The 18,694-nt window shown below is 44.0% G+C and carries 14 protein-coding genes; 9 read left to right on the plus strand and 5 right to left on the minus strand.

Annotated features, from left to right (window positions below):
- Positions 1 to 63 precede the first annotated feature (63 nt).
- A complete protein-coding gene (locus NI455_RS11390) occupies positions 64 to 993 on the plus strand; it encodes a LysR family transcriptional regulator (protein ID WP_253114242.1) in 930 nt (309 codons plus the stop codon).
- A 59-nt stretch (positions 994 to 1,052) separates the two neighbouring features.
- Here the strand turns inward: NI455_RS11390 and NI455_RS11395 are convergent, their stop codons facing one another.
- A complete protein-coding gene (locus NI455_RS11395; RefSeq protein ID WP_253114245.1) occupies positions 1,053 to 2,264 on the minus strand; it encodes an aspartate aminotransferase family protein in 1,212 nt (403 codons plus the stop codon).
- Positions 2,265 to 2,424: 160 nt separating this feature from the next.
- Here NI455_RS11395 and grxD point away from each other — a divergent pair, with 160 nt between their 5' ends.
- Positions 2,425 to 2,766, plus strand: a complete 342-nt coding sequence (gene grxD / locus NI455_RS11400) for a Grx4 family monothiol glutaredoxin (RefSeq protein WP_005104579.1) — start codon at positions 2,425 to 2,427, stop codon at positions 2,764 to 2,766.
- Between the two features lie 89 nt (positions 2,767 to 2,855).
- On the opposite strand, the gene NI455_RS11405 is transcribed toward grxD, so the two are convergent.
- Positions 2,856 to 5,480, minus strand: coding sequence for a Lon protease family protein (locus tag NI455_RS11405; RefSeq protein WP_409652876.1), 2,625 nt, complete (start codon positions 5,478 to 5,480; stop codon positions 2,856 to 2,858).
- 198 nt (positions 5,481 to 5,678) lie between these two features.
- Between NI455_RS11405 and NI455_RS11410 the strand changes: the two genes are divergently transcribed.
- The 4 genes from NI455_RS11410 (at position 5,679) to rpmE (ending at position 9,795) form a co-directional block, all read left to right on the plus strand.
- Positions 5,679 to 7,847 carry an AmpG family muropeptide MFS transporter gene (locus NI455_RS11410; RefSeq protein WP_253114247.1) on the plus strand — a complete coding sequence of 723 codons (2,169 nt, stop codon included), beginning with the start codon at positions 5,679 to 5,681 and terminating at the stop codon, positions 7,845 to 7,847.
- 1 nt (position 7,848) lies between these two features.
- Entirely contained in the window at positions 7,849 to 8,250 is a 402-nt protein-coding gene (gene gloA, locus NI455_RS11415) for a lactoylglutathione lyase (RefSeq protein ID WP_180075745.1), read from the plus strand.
- A 144-nt stretch (positions 8,251 to 8,394) separates the two neighbouring features.
- The gene (locus NI455_RS11420; protein ID WP_253114249.1) at positions 8,395 to 9,375 is read left to right on the plus strand and encodes a bile acid:sodium symporter family protein; all 981 of its coding nucleotides are present in this window, start codon (positions 8,395 to 8,397) and stop codon (positions 9,373 to 9,375) included.
- Between the two features lie 195 nt (positions 9,376 to 9,570).
- Positions 9,571 to 9,795: a 50S ribosomal protein L31 gene (gene rpmE / locus NI455_RS11425; RefSeq protein WP_004279743.1), complete on the plus strand. Its 225-nt coding sequence runs from the start codon at positions 9,571 to 9,573 to the stop codon at positions 9,793 to 9,795.
- A gap of 99 nt (positions 9,796 to 9,894) precedes the next feature.
- Here rpmE and NI455_RS11430 read toward each other — a convergent pair whose 3' ends face one another.
- The 3 genes from NI455_RS11430 to epmB are packed head-to-tail and all read right to left on the minus strand — an operon-like array spanning position 9,895 to position 14,819.
- A complete protein-coding gene (locus NI455_RS11430) occupies positions 9,895 to 12,060 on the minus strand; it encodes an EAL domain-containing protein (protein WP_253114253.1) in 2,166 nt (721 codons plus the stop codon).
- Positions 12,042 to 13,787 carry a cyclic-di-GMP receptor FimW-related protein gene (locus tag NI455_RS11435; RefSeq protein WP_005107348.1) on the minus strand — a complete coding sequence of 582 codons (1,746 nt, stop codon included), beginning with the start codon at positions 13,785 to 13,787 and terminating at the stop codon, positions 12,042 to 12,044. The genes NI455_RS11430 and NI455_RS11435 overlap by 19 nt, the downstream gene beginning before the upstream one ends.
- 9 nt (positions 13,788 to 13,796) lie before the next feature.
- The gene (gene epmB, locus NI455_RS11440; RefSeq protein WP_253114255.1) at positions 13,797 to 14,819 is read right to left on the minus strand and encodes an EF-P beta-lysylation protein EpmB; all 1,023 of its coding nucleotides are present in this window, start codon (positions 14,817 to 14,819) and stop codon (positions 13,797 to 13,799) included.
- A gap of 382 nt (positions 14,820 to 15,201) precedes the next feature.
- Between epmB and efp the strand changes: the two genes are divergently transcribed.
- From efp to NI455_RS11455, 3 genes are all read left to right on the plus strand, one after another.
- Positions 15,202 to 15,771 (plus strand): elongation factor P, encoded by a 570-nt coding sequence (gene efp / locus NI455_RS11445; protein WP_004279747.1) that lies wholly within the window; start codon positions 15,202 to 15,204, stop codon positions 15,769 to 15,771.
- Positions 15,772 to 15,942: 171 nt separating this feature from the next.
- The gene (locus tag NI455_RS11450) at positions 15,943 to 18,042 is read left to right on the plus strand and encodes a carbon starvation CstA family protein (protein WP_005246788.1); all 2,100 of its coding nucleotides are present in this window, start codon (positions 15,943 to 15,945) and stop codon (positions 18,040 to 18,042) included.
- A 7-nt stretch (positions 18,043 to 18,049) separates the two neighbouring features.
- Positions 18,050 to 18,355, plus strand: a complete 306-nt coding sequence (locus tag NI455_RS11455; RefSeq protein WP_171054308.1) for a YbdD/YjiX family protein — start codon at positions 18,050 to 18,052, stop codon at positions 18,353 to 18,355.
- Positions 18,356 to 18,694 lie beyond the last annotated feature (339 nt).

Genomic DNA, 18,694 nt, shown 5'->3' on the forward strand with positions numbered 1-18,694 from the left:
GTATAATACAATAAGTTGCTTTTATCAAATGATGAAGCACCTCATAAGTTTAGAGGGAAATTTATGTTAGATCAACTTCGAGCAATGGGTGTCTTTGCTTGCGTTGTGGAGAAGAACTCGTTTAGCGGTGCTGCCCGTGAATTAGGGATTACGACCAGCGCCGTCAGTCAACAAATTCGCTCGTTAGAACACGATATGGAAGTCGTACTTCTAAATCGTTCGACGAGAAAATTAAGTCTGACCGAAGCGGGACAAGCTTTTTTCCATAGCTGCCAAGAAATGTTATCTGCTGCTGAACGCGGTAAAGTCCGGATCAATGAATTACGTGATGATCTCGTGGGTGAGCTGCGTATCGTTTCTTTGCCAGAATTATGCGCGAATCATGTGATTCCTGCACTTTCTCATTGGATGGCTGCACATCGCGGCTTGGCAGTACATTTAGAAACAAACAATCATGAGGTTGATTTGTTGGATGGGCGGGTTGATATCGCCCTAAGATTTGAACAGAAAAATGATGAGCATAATGTTCAGGTTGTGCCATTGATGCAGATTGAGCAAATTCTGGTAGCGACACCGAGTTATATTAATCAAAGCACCATTATTTCGAGACCTGATGATCTTAAAAATCATGAGGTCTTGCCTTTAACGCATCTTAAAAACCATCAGTATTATCATTTTCAACATGTGAATACTGCAGAAAAAGCCGAGTTTGAACTGAAATCCCGTTTCAGTACCAATAACGGTTTGGTTGCAAAATCGATGTGCTTGCAGGGCAATGGGATTGCCAAGGTTTTATATCTTGATGCTAAAAAGGATTTGCTTAACGGTACTTTAGTTGAAGTTCTGCCTGAATGGAGACTGCCACCGATTACACTGTATGCAGTTATTCCGAAACGTGAACAACAACCTATAAAAATTCTTCGTTGTCTTGATACCTTGAAACAATATTTTAGCCAGATCTCTGGCGGACGTATGTTACAAAACGCATCATAGAATGCAGAATAATAAAAAAGCCGCTTTAGAGCGGCTTTTTTAATTTTTAAGCTAGGGCTTTAGGCCAAATAAGCTTTGATCATTTTTACCAGACGTTCGATCAACTGGTCTGCCTGCTCCTGGGTAATATTCAGGGTAGGCAACAGACGAACAACATTGCCTGCGGTGACATTGATAACCATCTTGTATTCATCGCGTGCAATCGCAACCAGATCACCGCATTCTTTTGGTAATTCAATCCCGATCATCAGACCAAAACCACGTACGATGACATTTTGATCTGCCAGTTTGTTGCGTAGCTGGTCAACGATATAAGCACCTTTTTCAGCAGCATTCGCGACGATATTTTCTTTTTGCATAATATCGAGAATAGTATAGACCACACGCGAACCCAGTGCTGTACCGCTATAGGTAGAACCGTGATTTCCAGCAGTTAATACGCCGACACCACGACCTTGAGTCATCACTGCACCAATCGGGAAACCGTTTCCTAAGCCTTTGGCTGTGGTCAGTACATCCGGAATAATATTGGTGTGCTGGTAAGCAAAATATTTACCGGTACGGCCATTACCAGTTTGTACTTCGTCCAGCATCATCAGCCAGTTGTGCTGGTTACAGATTTGGCGAATTTCTTCTAAATAACTGAAACCTTGAGGTGCGGTATTCACACCGCCTTCACCCTGAATAGGCTCAATCAAAATCGCTACGATATCCGGATGATTGATTGCAGCTTCTTCAATTGCTTCGATATCACCAAAAGGTACACGAATAAAACCTTCAACCAGCGGGCCAAAACCTTCTTGCACTTTTTTATTGCCTGTAGCAGACAGGGTGGCCATGGTACGACCATGGAAAGACTGGTCAGCAACAATAATTTTTGGTGAAGCAATGCCTTGCATATGACCGAATTTACGTGCAATTTTGATTGCACCTTCATTGGATTCTGCACCACTGTTTGAGAAGAATACTTCTTCCATGCCTGCAACTTCAGCCAGTTTCTGTGCGGCAGCGGTTTGCCAAGGCACTTCAAACAGGTTGCTGGTATGAATCAGGGTCGCTGCCTGTTCAGCAATCGCTTCGGCAATAACTGGATGCGCGTGTCCCAAACCACATACGGCAATGCCGGTTAATGCATCTAAATACTCTGTACCATCTTCGGTATAAAGATATGCACCTCGTCCTCGGACAAAGCTGATCGGTTGACGGCCAAAAACAGGCATCAAATGAGACGGTTGATCAGTTTGTACCGGTGCGAGGGTAATATTATTCATGACTAACTCTTAACTGTTAGGTGGAAAGAAAAACTTATATAAGCAAAAACCCGCTCAGATTTAAAGGGTAATTGTAAATAAAATTGGAATTATTGCTTTAGACATACTGTTTTGCCTGGATTTGGGTATAATGCGAGACAGATGAGTTGAGGATTTATCAATGACTGAACAAGCACGCGATACCGAAGCGTTAATTCGTGACCAAATTGCAAAACACGCAGTACTTCTTTACATGAAAGGCACACCGCAATTTCCACAATGTGGTTTTTCTGCACGTGCAGTAGAAGCACTCAGTCAAATTGGTCGTCCGTTTGCTTATGTAAACATTCTGGAAAACCAGGACATTCGCGCGATGTTACCACAAATCGCCAACTGGCCGACATTTCCACAGCTTTGGATCAATGGTGAGTTGATCGGCGGTAGTGATATCATGCTCGACATGTTCCAAAAAGGTGAATTAAAGCCTTTAGTTGAACAGTACAGCCCGGCAGTTGATGCTTAATTTTGTATTAAATTAAGTCCAGATGTGAAAAAGCGCTTCATTGAGAAGCGCTTTTTTTGTCTCTATTTTTGCTTAGGTCAAGGTCAGAGTTAATCCTCTGTCGCTGCATCCGGCTGTTCAACTGTCGAAACATCAGCTTCAACTTCAGTTTGTGGCTCGACGATTTGCTTCTTGTCTTTCTTCTTCTTTTTTTTCTTTTTCTTCGGTACTTCGACCAGTTCGGCACCATCTTCAATCGCTTGCCAATAATCCAGCTGTGCCATCACTGCGGCATAGATTGAATTTTTGCTATAGCGACCTTTTTTATCCAAGGTACCGACAGGACGCGCCATCAGGATTTCCAGTGCCTGATCAATAGTATCAATCGCGTGAATATGGAACTGGCCTTCTTCCACAGCAATGGTGACATCTTTACGCAGCATTAGATGTTGCATATTTTGCCGTGGGATAATTACACCTTGTTTACCGGTCAGACCTTGTAACTTGCAAGCATCAAAGAAACCTTCAATTTTGGCATTCACACCACCTACAGGCTGTACTTGTCCCAGCTGGTTCATGGAACCGGTAATGGCCCAGGATTGATCAATCGGTAACTGGCTTATGGCAGACAGTAAGGCAGACAGTTCCGCAACAGTGGCACTGTCACCATCGACCTGACCATAACTTTGTTCAAAGGCCAGTGCAGCAGAGAAGTGCAAGGTCTGTTCACGGCCGAAATGTGCTTTCAGGAAAGATGACATCAGTAACACGCCCTTGGCATGCAAAGACCCACCAAGCTCTACACTGCGCTCAATATCCAAAATATCACCGCCACCCTGATAAACCGAAGCCGTCAGACGTGAAGGCAGACCAAATTCGACATCAGCATAATGAATGACAGACAGGGCATTGATTTGGCCCAGACGATGGCCGCGGGTTTCGATCAATTGGGTACCACGAGTCAGATCTTGCCAATACAGTTCACGTAAATAGCCGAGACGATATTTACGGTGATCCAGTGCGGTGTTGATATGTTTTTCTGAAACCATCTTGTCACCGGCCTGGAAGGCATGATGATGTGCTTCACGGATCAGATCGCCCAGCGTCAGAGCATGTAATGACAATGAACTTTGATCTTCGGCTTGACGGCTGGAATCTGTGAGCAAGGCGGCTAAAGCAGAACGGTCAAAAGGCAATAATTTATCCGATTGCACATAGTCGGCAATCAGCTGCATATAAGCCTGCTCGTTATTGTCATTACGTTGTAATGTATCGGTGAAATCGGCACGGATTTTAAAGATGCTGCCTAGCTCTGGTTCAAGCTCTAAAATTTCATAATAGATTTCAGGCTCAGCCAGCAAGATGACCTTGATATTCAGGGGAATTGAGGCAGGTTCAATCGAAATACTGCCGGTCAGCGTGATCATATGCTCAAGTGAAGACAGTTTTAAATGCCCCGATTTAAGCGCGCGCTTCAAGCCTTGCCATGCATACGGCTGTTCCAGCAATTGTTCCGCTTCCAGCATCAGGAAGCCGCCATTAGCTTTATGCAAGGTACCTGGACGAATCAAAGTAAAGTCCGTGGTAATCGTACCATTTTGAGTCAGTTGTTCCACATGACCCAAAAGGTTGTAATGCGTTGGAAAATCTTCAAAGATCACTGGTGCACCACTGTTCGGCTTGTGTGTGATAATCACATTGGCCTGATAACGTGCAGGAACGCGACTGAACAGTGCCGGAGTGAAATCATCTTCTTCCTGTTCCAGCACAATTTCGACATTGTTGATGATGTCTTCGGCATAGTATTTCAGGTAATGTTCCAGACCTTTCACATGTTTGAATTTCGCCAGAATCTGTTCAACTCGCGGTAAGACTACCTGTTTGGCGATATCACGGTTCAGGATCTGTACGCGATCGCGTGCATCATCTTCCAGATCACCCAGATGCAAACCCAGACGTTCCAGTTTCTTGTCCATATAGCGCATATTGGACGCCAGTTCGGCACGATCTTTATTGCTTAAGGCATTCAGATCTTCTTGAGACATTTCCTGCAATTCGTCATCAATCAGATGCACAGGAACAAAACAGTGCTCATCATGTCGCGAGATTAGCTTCAGATCCAGTTCTGCGCCTTCTTTGGTCAGTTCGATCAGTGCCTGCTGCTGCTCATCCCCGGTTTCCTGGCGAATCATTTCAATGCGGTTGTGATAGGTCTCTGCAGTAAAACGGCGCTCAAGCTGCTTGAGGATCGTTTGCCAGCTTTGATTCAACATGGCTTGGAATTTTGGGCCCTGACCTGAGGGCAGTTCTAGCGCAATCGGCTGACGCTGGTTCTGAAAGTTATTGACGTACACCCAGTCATTCGGGGTTTCCATAGTTTTGGCGTGCTGTTGCAGCAAACGCTTCACCATGGTGCGTTTTCCGAGACCTGCGGTACCGACAGCAAAAATGTTATAGCCGGAATAAGGCAGGGCAATCCCGGCCTCAACTGAGGCGCGTGCGCGATCTTGGCCCAAAAAGTTATTCAGGGGCTTGATCCGTTTGGTTGACGCAGGAATTTTTTCTAAGTTTGGAATGTGCGTCAGCTGGGTGGATGTTAACCGGGTATGGTCCAGAGTATTTTTAATTTCGCTTTGTTCAAATGCAGAGATAAGTAAATCTGAGCGGATTTTTTGTGGAGTTGTGCTGGTGTTGCTGGCAATAGAAGAATTAATTTGATCGAGTCTCTGGGTCACTGTTGAAAATCCAAAACGAAATATTACGTTGATGAGAGTTAAGGTATACAGATTTACTTGAAAAATTCAAGCCAACATGTCGCTTTTGCCAGAAAATAAAAAACCGGAAATGTGATAAATATATAAATCTTGTTGAAAGATACGCTATTACAGGATTGAATAGCAGCAATTGGTTTTTCTGCGGAAAATAATAAAGCAATGACAACACAAACGACGGGTTGGAAATCCGCATTTACAGCATTTTTAGATCGACGTGCATTGATCATGCTGTTCTTGGGATTTTCGGCTGGTGTGCCGATTCTTCTGATTTTTTCCAGTCTGTCTTTATGGTTAGGTGAGGCCGGAATCAGCAAAAGTGCAGTAACTTTCTTTAGCTGGGCCGCATTGGGCTATTCATTTAAATTCGTCTGGGCACCGCTCATTGATGAACTTCCTGTCCCTTTTCTGACCAAGGCTCTGGGACGTCGTCGTGCCTGGTTGCTGATTGCGCAGATTCTGATTGTCTGTGCCATTTCCATTATGGCCTTTTCTGATCCGGCTTTGGGTGCAACACATTTACAGCAAATGGCGCTCGGTGCAGTCCTGCTTGGTTTCTCCGCAGCAACGCAGGATATTGTGATTGATGCCTACCGGATTGAACTGGCGGAAACCCAGATGCAGACCGTATTGGCCGCCACCTATAATGCCGGTTACCGGATCGGGATGATTGTTGCTGGTGCTGGTGCATTGTTTCTTGCGGCCTATTTGGGAACAGCCAAAGGCAACTATATCTATGATGCCTGGAAATGGACTTATCTGGCCATGGCTGCCGTCATGCTGGTCGGTATTATTACCACACTTTCTATCCGGGAACCGCAGGTTGACCGTGTGCGCAAACACTATGTGCGCAGTGATTATTTCCGTTTAGTCGCCGTATTTTTTGTGGCGGTGATCAGTTTTGTCCTGAGCTATATCTATTCGGGCAATCTGGTGGCCAGCATCACTGAACAATTCGCCATTCAAGATACCTTTGCCTTGTTCTGTTTTGAGGCCTTACGCTTTATTGGCTCAGGTGCTGTCGCATTTGCGATTGGTGCAAGCTTGGTAAAAATGGGTGCGGTTAACAGGCAGATGGCCTATGAAACCTGGGTCAATCCGGTTGCAGACTTCTTTAAACGTTATGGCTTGAAACTGGCATTGGTGTTGTTATTGCTGATCGGTTTTTATCGGGTCTCCGATATTATTGCCGGCGTCATTTCTAATGTGTTCTATCAGGACCTGAATTTCAGTAAAGAACAGATTGCCGAGGCGGTTAAAGTCTATGGAGTCATTTTCTCTTTAGTCGGTGGATTCCTTGGCGGGCTCTTGGCCCAGAAGATGAACATCATGAAACTGATGTTTGTCGGTGCCGTGCTAGCCTGTTCCACCAACCTGATTTTTATCGGACTGGTCAAGTCAGGTGAAAAACTGGCAGCTGTCGAAGTTAAAGCCGGTAATCAGGTTTATCAGGCAGAGACCGATGAAGTGGGTTACTGGAAGCTGGATATACCGAGTGCAGTGCTGGCGCAGAGTAAACAGTTGCAAGTCTCAGCCGCTTATCTTAATACAGATAATACCAATCAAGCGCCTGTGCAGGTCAATATGCCATATTTGACCGCACAACAGGGCAGCACCCAGTTACAGATCCTGCCGATCACCAGTGACAATACCATCACTGTAGCTGAACAGGAGAAGACCATTGTGGTGCGCGGCCAGTATGTAGGGGAAGCACTACAAGAGAATCAAATAATTGTTTTGCAAATCAATGATCAGAATATTGAAGCAAAACTCGAAAGTGAAGGCGTATTTACTGCAGCGATTCCTGCACAGCAACTGATTCAGTCACCTGCACATATTATCAGTGCAGTTTTGATGCAAGATGATCAGCCACTTCAGCAAACCACCCATGTTTATCAGGTCAATGATCAGCTGAGCAATACCCAGAATCTGGATGTCGATATTCAGCCCTTGGCAGTGGTGGATGGCAACAGTTCAGATACAGTCGAAGTCAGTGGTAAGGTAATTAAACCTTATAGCGACAAGTGGCTTTATTTTGCTATTATTGTCGATAATCTGGCTGCCGGGCTGGCTGGTGCTGCGTTTATTGCATTCTTGTCGAGCTTGACCAGTGTGTCTTTTACCGCGGTTCAATATGCGATTTTTAGCTCACTCATGACTTTGACCCCTAAGATTTTAGGTGGATATTCGGGTACTATAGTGACCAATATCGGTTATCCGAATTTCTTCCTGATGACCACTTTAATTGGGATTCCGATCCTGATTCTGGTGGTTTGGGTCGCAAAACTGCTCGGTGAACACCAACAACAATTTGTACAGAAGGATGATTAATATGCGCATGCTGCATACCATGTTACGTGTAGGCAATTTAGAACAATCTCTCAAGTTCTATATTGAAGTACTTGGCATGACTTTGCTTCGTAAGCGTGATTACGAAGAAGGCCGTTTTACCCTGGCTTTTGTCGGTTATGGCGATGAAGAAAATCACACCGTACTGGAACTGACGCATAACTGGGATACAGACAGCTATGAACTGGGCAATGCTTATGGTCATATTGCGATTGCAGTTGATGATGCTTACAAGGCGTGTGAAGAGATTAAAGCGCGTGGCGGTAATGTGGTGCGTGAAGCTGGCCCAATGAAAGGTGGCGTGACGGTCATTGCATTTGTAGAAGACCCAGATGGTTATAAAATCGAGCTGATCCAGCAAGACAACAATGCACGTAATAACTAAGTATGATGTAGCGAGATATATGAAATGCATTCATGTATAGATGAAAATATTACATCAATCTAAGTGCATAGCATGGGCCCGGCATCTGTTAAGATAGCCGGGCATTTTTATATCAAATAATAAAATCTGAGGGATTATAGGGATATGCTTAAGTTCTTGGCATTGGATCGGTTTACGATACTGTTGTTTGTGATGGTTTTGCTGGCCAGTGTGCTGCCAGTTTCGGGGCAAGCGGCTGAAATCTTTGGCTGGGTGACGACAGGAGCGATTGCCATCCTGTTTTTCCTGCACGGCGCCAAACTGTCTCGTGAAGCCGTAGTGCAAGGCATTATGCACTGGAAATTGCATACTGTGGTTTTTGCGCTAACTTTTGCCTTGTTTCCGATTCTCGGGCTTTTGGCCAAGCCGATTTTATTACCGATGCTCGGACAGAAACTGTATTGGGGCTTCCTGTTTATGTGTTTCCTGCCATCCACCGTGCAGTCCTCGATCGCCTTTACTTCAGTGGCTCATGGCAATGTCGCCGGAGCGGTATGTAGTGCCTCTTTTTCCAATCTGATTGGTATGTTTATTACCCCATTATTGGTGGCATTTTTTATTCTCGGTCAATCTGATCATGGTTTTGATCCGACTTCATCGATTATCCAGATTACACTGCTGCTCTTGGTGCCGTTTATTTTAGGGCAGATTCTGCGTCCATGGATCTATCCGCAAATGATGAAAATGCCAAAAATCGTCAAGGTCTTCGATCAAGGCTCGATTTTACTGGTGGTGTATGGCGCTTTTAGTAGCGCCGTCGTGGCCGGGCTGTGGAATGAAGTGAGTCTGAGTACCTTGTTGTTGCTATTGCTGGCTTGCTCGGTGTTACTCACCATTGTGATGTTATTATCACTTTATATTCCACGCTGGCTGGGCTTTAGCCGCGCTGACCAAAAAACGGCATTCTTTTGTGGTTCCAAGAAAACCTTGGCCAGTGGAGTACCGATGGCGCAAATTTTATTTATTGGCCAGCCGCTGGGCATGATTGTCCTGCCGATCATGATTTTCCATCAGATTCAGTTGATGGTCTGCGGGATTATTGCCAATCTGTGGGCCAAAGAGGCTGGATCGGAAGCTGAAGAATAATTCGCATATTGAATTCGTTTCACGTATAATGACGCCCACTTGTTGTGCTTAGCTCTGACGGTATCCGTCTCGGTGGGCCAAAAGAATGGTCTGTTGTGGTGTTGATCTGCATGAACGATGTTCCTGCTTCCTCATTTGAGAGTGATCAATAGCGATGACAGCTAAACCTTCTTGAATCTAATGGAGTAATCGACGATGCGCGCCGATATTCACCCAAAATATGAAACTTTAGTTGCTACTTGTTCATGTGGTAACGTAATCGAAACTCGTTCAGCTCTTGGTAAAGAAACTCTTTATCTAGACGTATGTTCAGCTTGCCACCCATTCTACACTGGTAAGCAAAAGAACGTTGACACTGGCGGTCGTATCGACAAGTTCAAACAACGTTTTGCTGGTATGTCACGTTCTGTTAAACGTTAATACCCAAAATGAAAAAACGGGTTTTAAGCCCGTTTTTTTGTGCCTGCAATTTAGAGAATTATCATTCGATTTCCTAAATGCACAGGCTTGTACAAGATCTTAGTGATCTTGTACATCAATCAAATGATCAAGTTTTTTCTGGAAATAATTTCCCTGAATAAAGCGAGCATCCACGTTCCAGGCATTCGCGAAAAGTGTCATATCATTTAATTCACGAATCAGGATATTGAGTGGCTTAATTTCGTTGTAACTGGTGATTTTTTCCTGTAACTGCTCAATCTCGGTGTCTTTATTAAGCATATTGGTTAAGCTCGAATGTAAGCTAACACCATCCAGTTCCAGTTCGCGCAGTAAATTTGGACTGTACATGGATTGACCAAAATCACGAAGTGCAATCAGCGCACCATGTTCATACAGCACTCGTAGATATTTTTGTGCATCTTGCTGATTCAGTAAAATATCTTCTTCTGAGAATTGCAAGATTAGCGGGTGCTTCACTTTGCTGCGAATAATCGTAATCAGCTTGGAAATAAATTCCGGGAAGGTGCGGTCTTTAAATAGCACGGCACGGTTCAAATTGACAATTAAGCTTGCATCAGGATACTGGGTAATAAAGTTGTGTAGCTGTTTACTGGCCTCAACCAGAATCCAGCGATCCAGTTTAATGGACAGTTCATCATCTTCATGAAGTTCTAAAAGGCTAGAGATATCCTGCCATTTATTCTCAAAAATAAAGCCACTGGTCACTTCATAGGTATATAAACGCGTATCTTCTTTATCATAGAGTTGCTGATACTTTAAATGGATCTCGCCACGTTCTAGACATTCACTTAAGGCTTTCAAAATAGAAGGTGTAGCGTTAGGAATAGAGGTGACTGCTGGACTGACAGCTGCAACTGTTGAGCTGGTAACTGGTGTTTCAGCAACACTGAAGTCTATACTCGGCATATCTAAAGAGCTTGGACTGCTCAGTGAGGCTGGAATGTCGAGTTTAAATTCAGGTACAGCTTCTGCTTGAGGTAAAGATGTCGAGAATGCTTGTCCAATCAGCGTATTGCAGTGCATTTCATCCTGTAAACCCTGTTCAAGCGTGACATAGCCTAAGCGCAAATTTAGAGGGAATGACTTTTGTCCCACTGTAATGAGTTGCGGTTTGCTTAAGGCATTTAAACTGATCAGTTTGGATTCAAGAATTGCTTTAGAGTCTGCCTGAAACAGACCGACAACGACATCATATTCCAGTTTAAACAGGGGAATATGGGTCTGTTCCTTGAGGAATTCTTTGACTGCATCAAAGTACCCATTAAAAGTGGCCCAGTCAGATTGTAGAACTTCCGGGTCATATGCACTTAAAGAGAAAGTGACTAAGGCATTCACCGGTGCAGACTGCTTGTTCAGTTCACGTTTAAGTGACTGAAAAACACTTGGTTTTCCAGGAGTTTTCTCGGAAAAAACTGTTTTAGATTGAGTATCAATGCTAATTTGTACCGCATCTTCTTCAGCCGTTGAAGGCAAGAATTCCAGTTTTAATGGGTTAGATGCGGACACATGCGGATTCAGAGACTGGATCTCGACCCGACCTAAATCAAATTGACCCTGAGAAATCTTTTTGAAACGCGTTTTAAAATCATTCAAATCTGAAGGCTGGAGCAGATCCAGAAGCGGTAGGCCAATAATCTCATCTTCATTTTGCAAGCCAAACAGTTTCAGGTAGTCCGCATTGGCCTGAATATGAATCCCTTCCTGAATGGTGGCAACAGCACGGTTGCTGTCGTCTACTAAAGATTGTGCCTGAATTTGTGCTGTTTCCAGCTCAGTCATTAAATGTTGCTGAGACTGTGACAAACGGCTAAATGACAATGCTCGGACCAGTCCCACATAAAAGCGTTCCAGGTAGTCAAAATTGAGAATGTCATATACCCCTTTACGGATATATTGCGCATATTGTTCAGCCTGGTAATCATCCGGTTTAAGCAAAATCATCGGCAGATTAGGTTGCTGCGAAAGGCGCACCAAACTTAAGGCCTGTTCATATTTCAGGTCGTAGGCACGTCCAAAAATAATCAGATCCCAGTTGAAATTTAATTGTTTTTCAAAAGATTGCAGATCATCCAGTAGAACGGCATCAACCTGATAATCGTGATTAGTCAGAAGCTCACAGATTTGGTTATATCTAATTTGATTATCATCAATAATCAGTAAACGTGTTTCAGTACGTTTTAACTTTTTAGACAATAATGGATTTCTCACTTCAATGCTTCCCATAAATCATGATTTCTGCTTTCATTCATGTGCTGATCGATAAAGTTTTCGATCATCTCTTCTTCCTGATCATTCAATAATTCATAATCAAAACGGATGAAACTCTGCGTAATCAGTTGTGCTTTGGTTAGATAGATTTTGAGTTCTTCCTGACCGAGACGTAAATGAATGGTTTGTTTTTCTCTAAACATCTGGGAGCCAGACACGATGAGACTGGTTGAAACCTGATCCAGTTGCGTCATTTTCACCAGGAGTGCGGGTTGATAGTTGACATGATGACGTTCGGTACGGGCATAGGCCGCACAAGGAAAGAGTTCTTGTGCCAGAATTTCTAGTCCGATTTCCAGGCTCTTGTCAGTGGACTGCTTGATCCAGCGAATCACACCGCCACGCCACTGGCTCTGGGTTTTTTCCTGAACCAGAATAAATTCACCAGTTTTTAAATTGGCAGGTGTAATACCAGTCCATTTAATCCGGTAACCATTGACACTAATATCCAGAACTTCAGCGCTATGAATCTGTTTCGTTTCGCGATCGAGCGCCTTGATACTGCTAAAGGCACTTGGAATCGTATTTTCCATCGAGCTGACAAAACTGCTTTCGCTCTGGAAATTATAATTGGCATCGAGTTCCAGGGTTTCATTGAAGTTTTTACCTTTAGACAGGTAAAAATGCGCCACGCTCAAGCCAAAGCAGATATTGATCTGTGCTGAATATTCATAACGTTCATGACGACGCTCGACATTGTTCGAGAGCAGATTGTAGATATGAAAATGCAGTGCAGGGGTCAGGAACAGTTTTTCATTCCGCGACAGATACTGCGCATTTTTGCTTTGAGTACCCGTTAAATGATCCATCAGGTTCTGGGTGGAAATATAGAAGCTCGGCTGAAACTGTGGCTCTTGATGGGTATTAAAGATCGGCGGATGATCTTTGCTGGCATCGACTACATAACGGGACAGCGTGGTTTCCTTCGGCAGGATCTGTACCAGTTTGGCCCAGTCAAAACTGCATAGATACAGGCCCTGAATTTCTGCAGGCCGGATCTGATGAGTATTGAAGATATCCAGTAAAATCAGCTGTGCATAGGCATGTGCAATATTTTGGATTTCATGCTGGGTGCCTAATACCTGATTGATATTACTTTGATAGAAATTGTTGTCTATGGCACATTCAAGCAGTTGATGGGCAGCTAGCCATTGTCCCAGACCTGGCGTGCTATATAGCATATGCTGTTGATATAACAGAAGGGTGAGTTGCTGTAGTGCATAATAAATCGATACCATCCGGGCAGTTTGAATGCTCTTCTTTTTGCCTAGAGAAAATAGCGAAAACTTCTGATGGGTCAGCTGATGATTACAGCGTTTGACGATATCGATATAAATTTTGGCAAAATGACTGCGCAGCAGCATAGCCAGCTCAATAATCTGGTCATTCCGGTCGGAAGTGATCAGGCCCTGATTGACGAAATGCTTTTCCAGACTGGTCAGGACATTTTCAAGGGTAGGATGCAAGACCTGAATCAGGTCAAAGCGCAGGGTTTCTGTACATTTCAGCTCAGAAACTTCCAATAAGGCATTAAACAGGGATTTGGATGAATTCCCTAGTTGTAGAATCGAAATCCCCGCAACCCATTCCTGCAAAGCCTTGGCAGTGGTTGGACAAAAGCTCAACTGCTCTCGTTTAAGTTCCGTCGGTGTCTGAAAAATGTCTGAAGTATGCGTGCTCATCTTTATTATTTAACTCAAAAATGTTGAAACCCCAAAAAGCGGTGTCTTATTCTTCTCGCCCGCTATTTCTCGAACCAGTTTAGGAACCAAATACCCCGGCAGGTTCGCTAAAACTTCTGTATAAATCTCATTAATATGGTCAGGCGCCAAATCAAAATGATGCGCACCTTTTACTTTATCAAGTACATGTAAATAATAAGGCATGACCCCGGCATCAAACAAGCGATAGCTTAAATTGACTAAAATCTGAGCAGAATCATTCACTCCGTTTAATAAAACCGCCTGATTCAGAACGGTGATCTGCTGTTGAACCAGTTGATTTAAACGCTTGCAAGTGAAGTCATCCAGCTCCGATGCATGGTTTGAGTGTACCACCAGAATAATACGTAGCCTACTGTTTTTTAACATGCTAAGTAGCTCTTCGTCGACTCGGTTGGGGATCACAATAGGAACTCGTGAATGTATTCTTAAGAATTTGAGATGTGGTACTGATTCTAGTCGTTCAATCCAGATTTTTAATTTCCTGTTCGATAAGGTTAGTGGATCACCGCCGCTCAGAATTACTTCATTAATATCAGGCTGGCTTTCCAGATATTGCTTGATGTTTATCCAGTCTTCATTTTTAGGCAGATTTTCCTGATAGGGGAAATGCCGGCGGAAACAATAACGGCAATGTACAGCACAGGCGCCCGTCAAGGTCAGCAAGAAACGGGATTTATATTTGTGCAGTACGCCGGGTTGCTGATTGGCCTGTTCTTCGCCCAAGGGATCGGTAACAAATCCTGGATGTTCTTCCAGTTCCAGATGATGGGGCAGCACTTGTAAAAGCAATGGGTCTAAAGGGTTTCCGGTCTGCATTTTGCCCACAAAAGCACGTGGTACGCGCAGTTTAAACTGTTCAGAAGCTAAAATGGCGCCTGAGAGAAGCTGTTCAGGTGCGAGTTGCAGCACTTTAAGCAGTTCGCGTGGATCAGTGATCAGGTCGCTGAGCTGTGATTGCCAGTTTTGTTCTTGATATAAATAGTTCGTCATGCCGGAAGATTAACAATAATAAGTGAGAGGACAAAGCCTGATGGGCACAGTTTAACAGTTTGTGCGGAAGCGCAATAATCCACTGCGCTATAAAATAAAGAGTGATTAAGCTATGCTGATCTTCGTGCTCGCCTGATGGTATTTTAACGTTGAGCAAGACATGAATAAACAAAGGATTTTCATGTCTGATTGTAACTTAAACAGCCTGAGTGGGTGAAAGCGGATTTTTTCATTGCGGCAAAGTGTATTGCTCATTTAGAATACGCAACATCAAATGAATGTGCATGTGGCAACTCAATGTTCGTGTCAGACTTGCTAAATGACATCGCAACAGCCCATAGCATCAATAGATTAAAGTTAGTAAGTTTGGAGTGCGCCAGTCATGGCCTATTATTCTACGAATGATTTCAAGTCAGGCCTTAAGGTTATGCTTGATGGCAACCCATGTTCAATCATGGAAAACGAATACGTAAAACCAGGTAAAGGCCAAGCTTTTAACCGCGTAAAATTACGTAACCTTAAATCAGGTAAAGTTCTGGAAAAAACTTTCAAATCAGGCGAGAACCTAGAAGCGGCTGATATCGTTGAAGTAGAAATGGAATACTTGTACAACGATGGCGAAATGTGGAACTTCATGGATCCTGTTACCTTTGAACAGATCGCAGCTGATAAAACAGCAATGAGCGATGCTGCAAAATGGTTAAAAGATGATTCAAATGAAAAATGTACCATCATGTTGTTCAATGGCGTGCCTTTAAACGTGACTCCACCGAACTTCGTCGTACTTAAAATCGTTGAAACTGATCCAGGTGTTCGTGGTGATACTTCTGGCGGTGGCGGTAAGCCAGCGAAACTTGAAACAGGTGCTGTAGTACGTGTTCCATTATTCGTACAGCAAGAAGAAAGCGTTCGTGTAGATACCCGTACTGGCGACTATTTAGAACGTGCATAATGGTTTGAAAATAGACTATTATCGAGAGGGATGATTTAAATCATCCCTTTTTTTATGCCAAAGTCGTAGAGGAAAAGCAAAAGAACAGGCGTAAAGTCGCAAGGGAAAACAGCAGTACCTCGAACAACAACAATCACGCTGATTTGTATGCATCACAATATGAGGGATTGAATGGAAACTTTACAAAAGAAGTCGACGCTGACTTCGAAAATGATTTGGCTTTTGGTAGCCATTGTGGGTGCAGTCTCTTTTGGAGTTCTAGCACTGAGTCGGGGTGAGCATGTCAATGCAGTCTGGCTGGTACTTGCCGCCGCCTGTGTCTATAGCATTGCTTACCGTTTCTACAGTTTGTTTATCGCCACCAAAGTATTTGAGCTGAATGAACGCCGTTTAACGCCTGCGCATCGTCTGGCCGATGGTCTGGACTATGTGCCGACCAACAAAAGCGTTCTGTTTGGCCATCACTTTGCAGCGATTGCCGGTGCAGGTCCTTTAGTCGGTCCGATCTTGGCAGCACAAATGGGCTATTTACCCGGTACGATCTGGCTGTTAGTCGGTGTGGTGCTTGCCGGTGCAGTCCAGGATTTTCTGGTACTGTTTATTTCCACCCGTCGTGACGGTCGATCACTCGGTGAGATGGCCAAGCAGGAACTGGGTACTTTTGCCGGTATTATCGTGATGCTCGGTGCCTTGGGCGTGATGATCATCATTCTGGCAGTATTGGCGCTAGTCGTTGTTAAAGCACTGACTAACAGTCCATGGGGTGTATTCAGTATTGCAGCCACCATTCCGATTGCGATCTTTATGGGCATCTACATGCGTTTTATCCGCCCGGGTAAAATTGCTGAAGTCTCGATTATTGGTTTTGTCTTGATGATGCTGGGCATTATCTACGGTGAAAACATCGCACAACATCCATATTGGGGTCCGTTCTTTACGCTTTCTGGCACTGAACTCACTTGGGCACTGATCATTTATGGTTTCATTGCATCGGTACTGCCAGTCTGGCTATTGCTTGCTCCACGTGATTATCTGTCGACCTTCCTGAAAATTGGCGTGATTGCCGGTTTGGCCGTGGGTATCCTGTTTGCCATGCCTGAAATGAAACTGCCAGCGATTACCAAATTCATTGATGGGACTGGTCCTGTATTCGCAGGTTCTATGTTCCCATTCCTGTTCATTACTATTGCGTGTGGTGCGATTTCCGGTTTCCATGCCTTGGTTTCTTCAGGGACGACACCGAAACTGGTCAACAACGAACGCGATATCCGTATGATCGGTTATGGCGGTATGTTGATGGAATCTTTTGTAGCGATCATGGCTTTGATCTGTGCTGCAATTCTGGATCCAGGAATTTATTTTGCGATTAACTCACCAGCAGCCTTGCTCGGTACTACCGCAGAAAGCGCAGCAGAAGCAGTGCGAACCCTTGGTTTTGTGGTAACCCCTGAAGCCTTGACTTTACTGGCACAGGAAGTGGGTGAAAACTCGATTCTGTCGCGTACTGGTGGTGCGCCAACTTTTGCAATCGGTATGGCACATATCATCACCGAAATTTTCAACAGCCGTGAAATGATGGCATTCTGGTATCACTTTGCGATTCTGTTTGAAGCATTATTCATCCTGACTGCTGTAGATGCTGGTACCCGTGCCTGTCGCTTTATGGTTCAGGATACCGTGGGTATCGTGATTCCTGCGGTGAAACAGTCGCATAACTTCTTCGGAAACCTGTTAGGTACTGCGGTTGCAGTTGCAGGCTGGGGATTCTTCGTCTATCAGGGCGTCGTCGATCCACTCGGCGGTATTAACAGTTTATGGCCACTCTTCGGTATTGGTAACCAGATTTTGGCTGCAATGGCATTGATTCTTGGTACGGTTATCCTGTTTAAGATGAAGAAGCAGAAATATGTCTGGGTGACAATTATCCCGACAGTGTTCCTGTTCATTACTTCCATGACAGCAGGCTGGCAGAAGATTTTCCACGAAAATCCAAAGATTGGTTTCCTTGCGCAGGCTGATCGTTTCAACACGGCGATTGCCAATAATGAAATCCTGGCACCAGCGAAAACTGTGGCAGAAATGCAGACGGTAGCGATGTCGAACCAGATTAATGCTGCGCTCTGTGCTTTCTTTATGATTGTAGCCTTTGTCATGTTGTTTGCTGCAATTCGCGTGATTCGTCGTGCATTGGCAAATCCTGAGCCATCTGTACATGAAGCAGAAGCGATTTATCGCGATCCTGAAGAGATTCAGCCAGCGAAAGGTCATTAAGGGGAATATTATGAATCTGAAGTTTGCCAAAAGCGGGAAAACGATGATTTATAAAATCATCAAGATGACCGTGATGTCACAAAAGGATTTAATCCTGAATCCGAAAAACTGGTCGCGGATTGCGACCTTGTGGCAACGTTTGCAGCAAAGTTTCCGCCTGATGGTCGGTGTACCTGATTATCAAACCTATGTGGAACATATGCGCAAGCATCATCCGGATCTGGAAGCCATGGACCCGAAAACATTTTATCGTCACTGTGTGGATTCCCGTTATCCATCTGCGGGCGGTGATATGAAGAAGTGTCCGTGTTAATTGTTAAGTCATAATAAGCGCCTTTCGGGGCGCTTTTTTATTGTTTAAAACTGCTAGAGAAATAGAATATCCAGTTAAATCTGATGTCATTAATTGAGTTAGCTGAGAAAATTTTTATAAAAATCCAGGAAATCGCTTAAGTCTCTATACCTTTTAAGTATGATTCTTTTCAAATAGATCAATGAGCGTATGTCGATATTTTAGCATTGGAGCGAAAAGAAAAGGATCTCTATTTATGCTGATCATTTTATTAGGGCGTGTCCTCATTTGAAGAATTGGTTTTAAATACTTAAAATCCTCCTTTGAGTTATTTTTATTTCTATATTTTCAATGGCACGT

This window comes from Acinetobacter lwoffii (assembly GCF_024129435.1).
GTDB lineage: Bacteria > Pseudomonadota > Gammaproteobacteria > Pseudomonadales > Moraxellaceae > Acinetobacter > Acinetobacter lwoffii_F.

Bases quoted from the DNA above. Each gene is read 5' to 3' on its own strand.
- rpmE (WP_004279743.1), top strand. From the start codon at position 9,571: ATGCGCGCCGATATTCACCCAAAATATGAAACTTTAGTTGCTACTTGT.
- NI455_RS11395 (WP_253114245.1), bottom strand. From the start codon at position 2,264: ATGAATAATATTACCCTCGCACCGGTACAAACTGATCAACCGTCTCAT.
- NI455_RS11450 (WP_005246788.1), top strand. From the start codon at position 15,943: ATGGAAACTTTACAAAAGAAGTCGACGCTGACTTCGAAAATGATTTGG.
- NI455_RS11410 (WP_253114247.1), top strand. From the start codon at position 5,679: ATGACAACACAAACGACGGGTTGGAAATCCGCATTTACAGCATTTTTA.
- grxD (WP_005104579.1), top strand. From the start codon at position 2,425: ATGACTGAACAAGCACGCGATACCGAAGCGTTAATTCGTGACCAAATT.
- NI455_RS11435 (WP_005107348.1), bottom strand. From the start codon at position 13,787: ATGAGCACGCATACTTCAGACATTTTTCAGACACCGACGGAACTTAAA.
- efp (WP_004279747.1), top strand. From the start codon at position 15,202: ATGGCCTATTATTCTACGAATGATTTCAAGTCAGGCCTTAAGGTTATG.
- NI455_RS11420 (WP_253114249.1), top strand. From the start codon at position 8,395: ATGCTTAAGTTCTTGGCATTGGATCGGTTTACGATACTGTTGTTTGTG.
- epmB (WP_253114255.1), bottom strand. From the start codon at position 14,819: ATGACGAACTATTTATATCAAGAACAAAACTGGCAATCACAGCTCAGC.
- NI455_RS11390 (WP_253114242.1), top strand. From the start codon at position 64: ATGTTAGATCAACTTCGAGCAATGGGTGTCTTTGCTTGCGTTGTGGAG.
- NI455_RS11430 (WP_253114253.1), bottom strand. From the start codon at position 12,060: ATGGGAAGCATTGAAGTGAGAAATCCATTATTGTCTAAAAAGTTAAAA.
- gloA (WP_180075745.1), top strand. From the start codon at position 7,849: ATGCGCATGCTGCATACCATGTTACGTGTAGGCAATTTAGAACAATCT.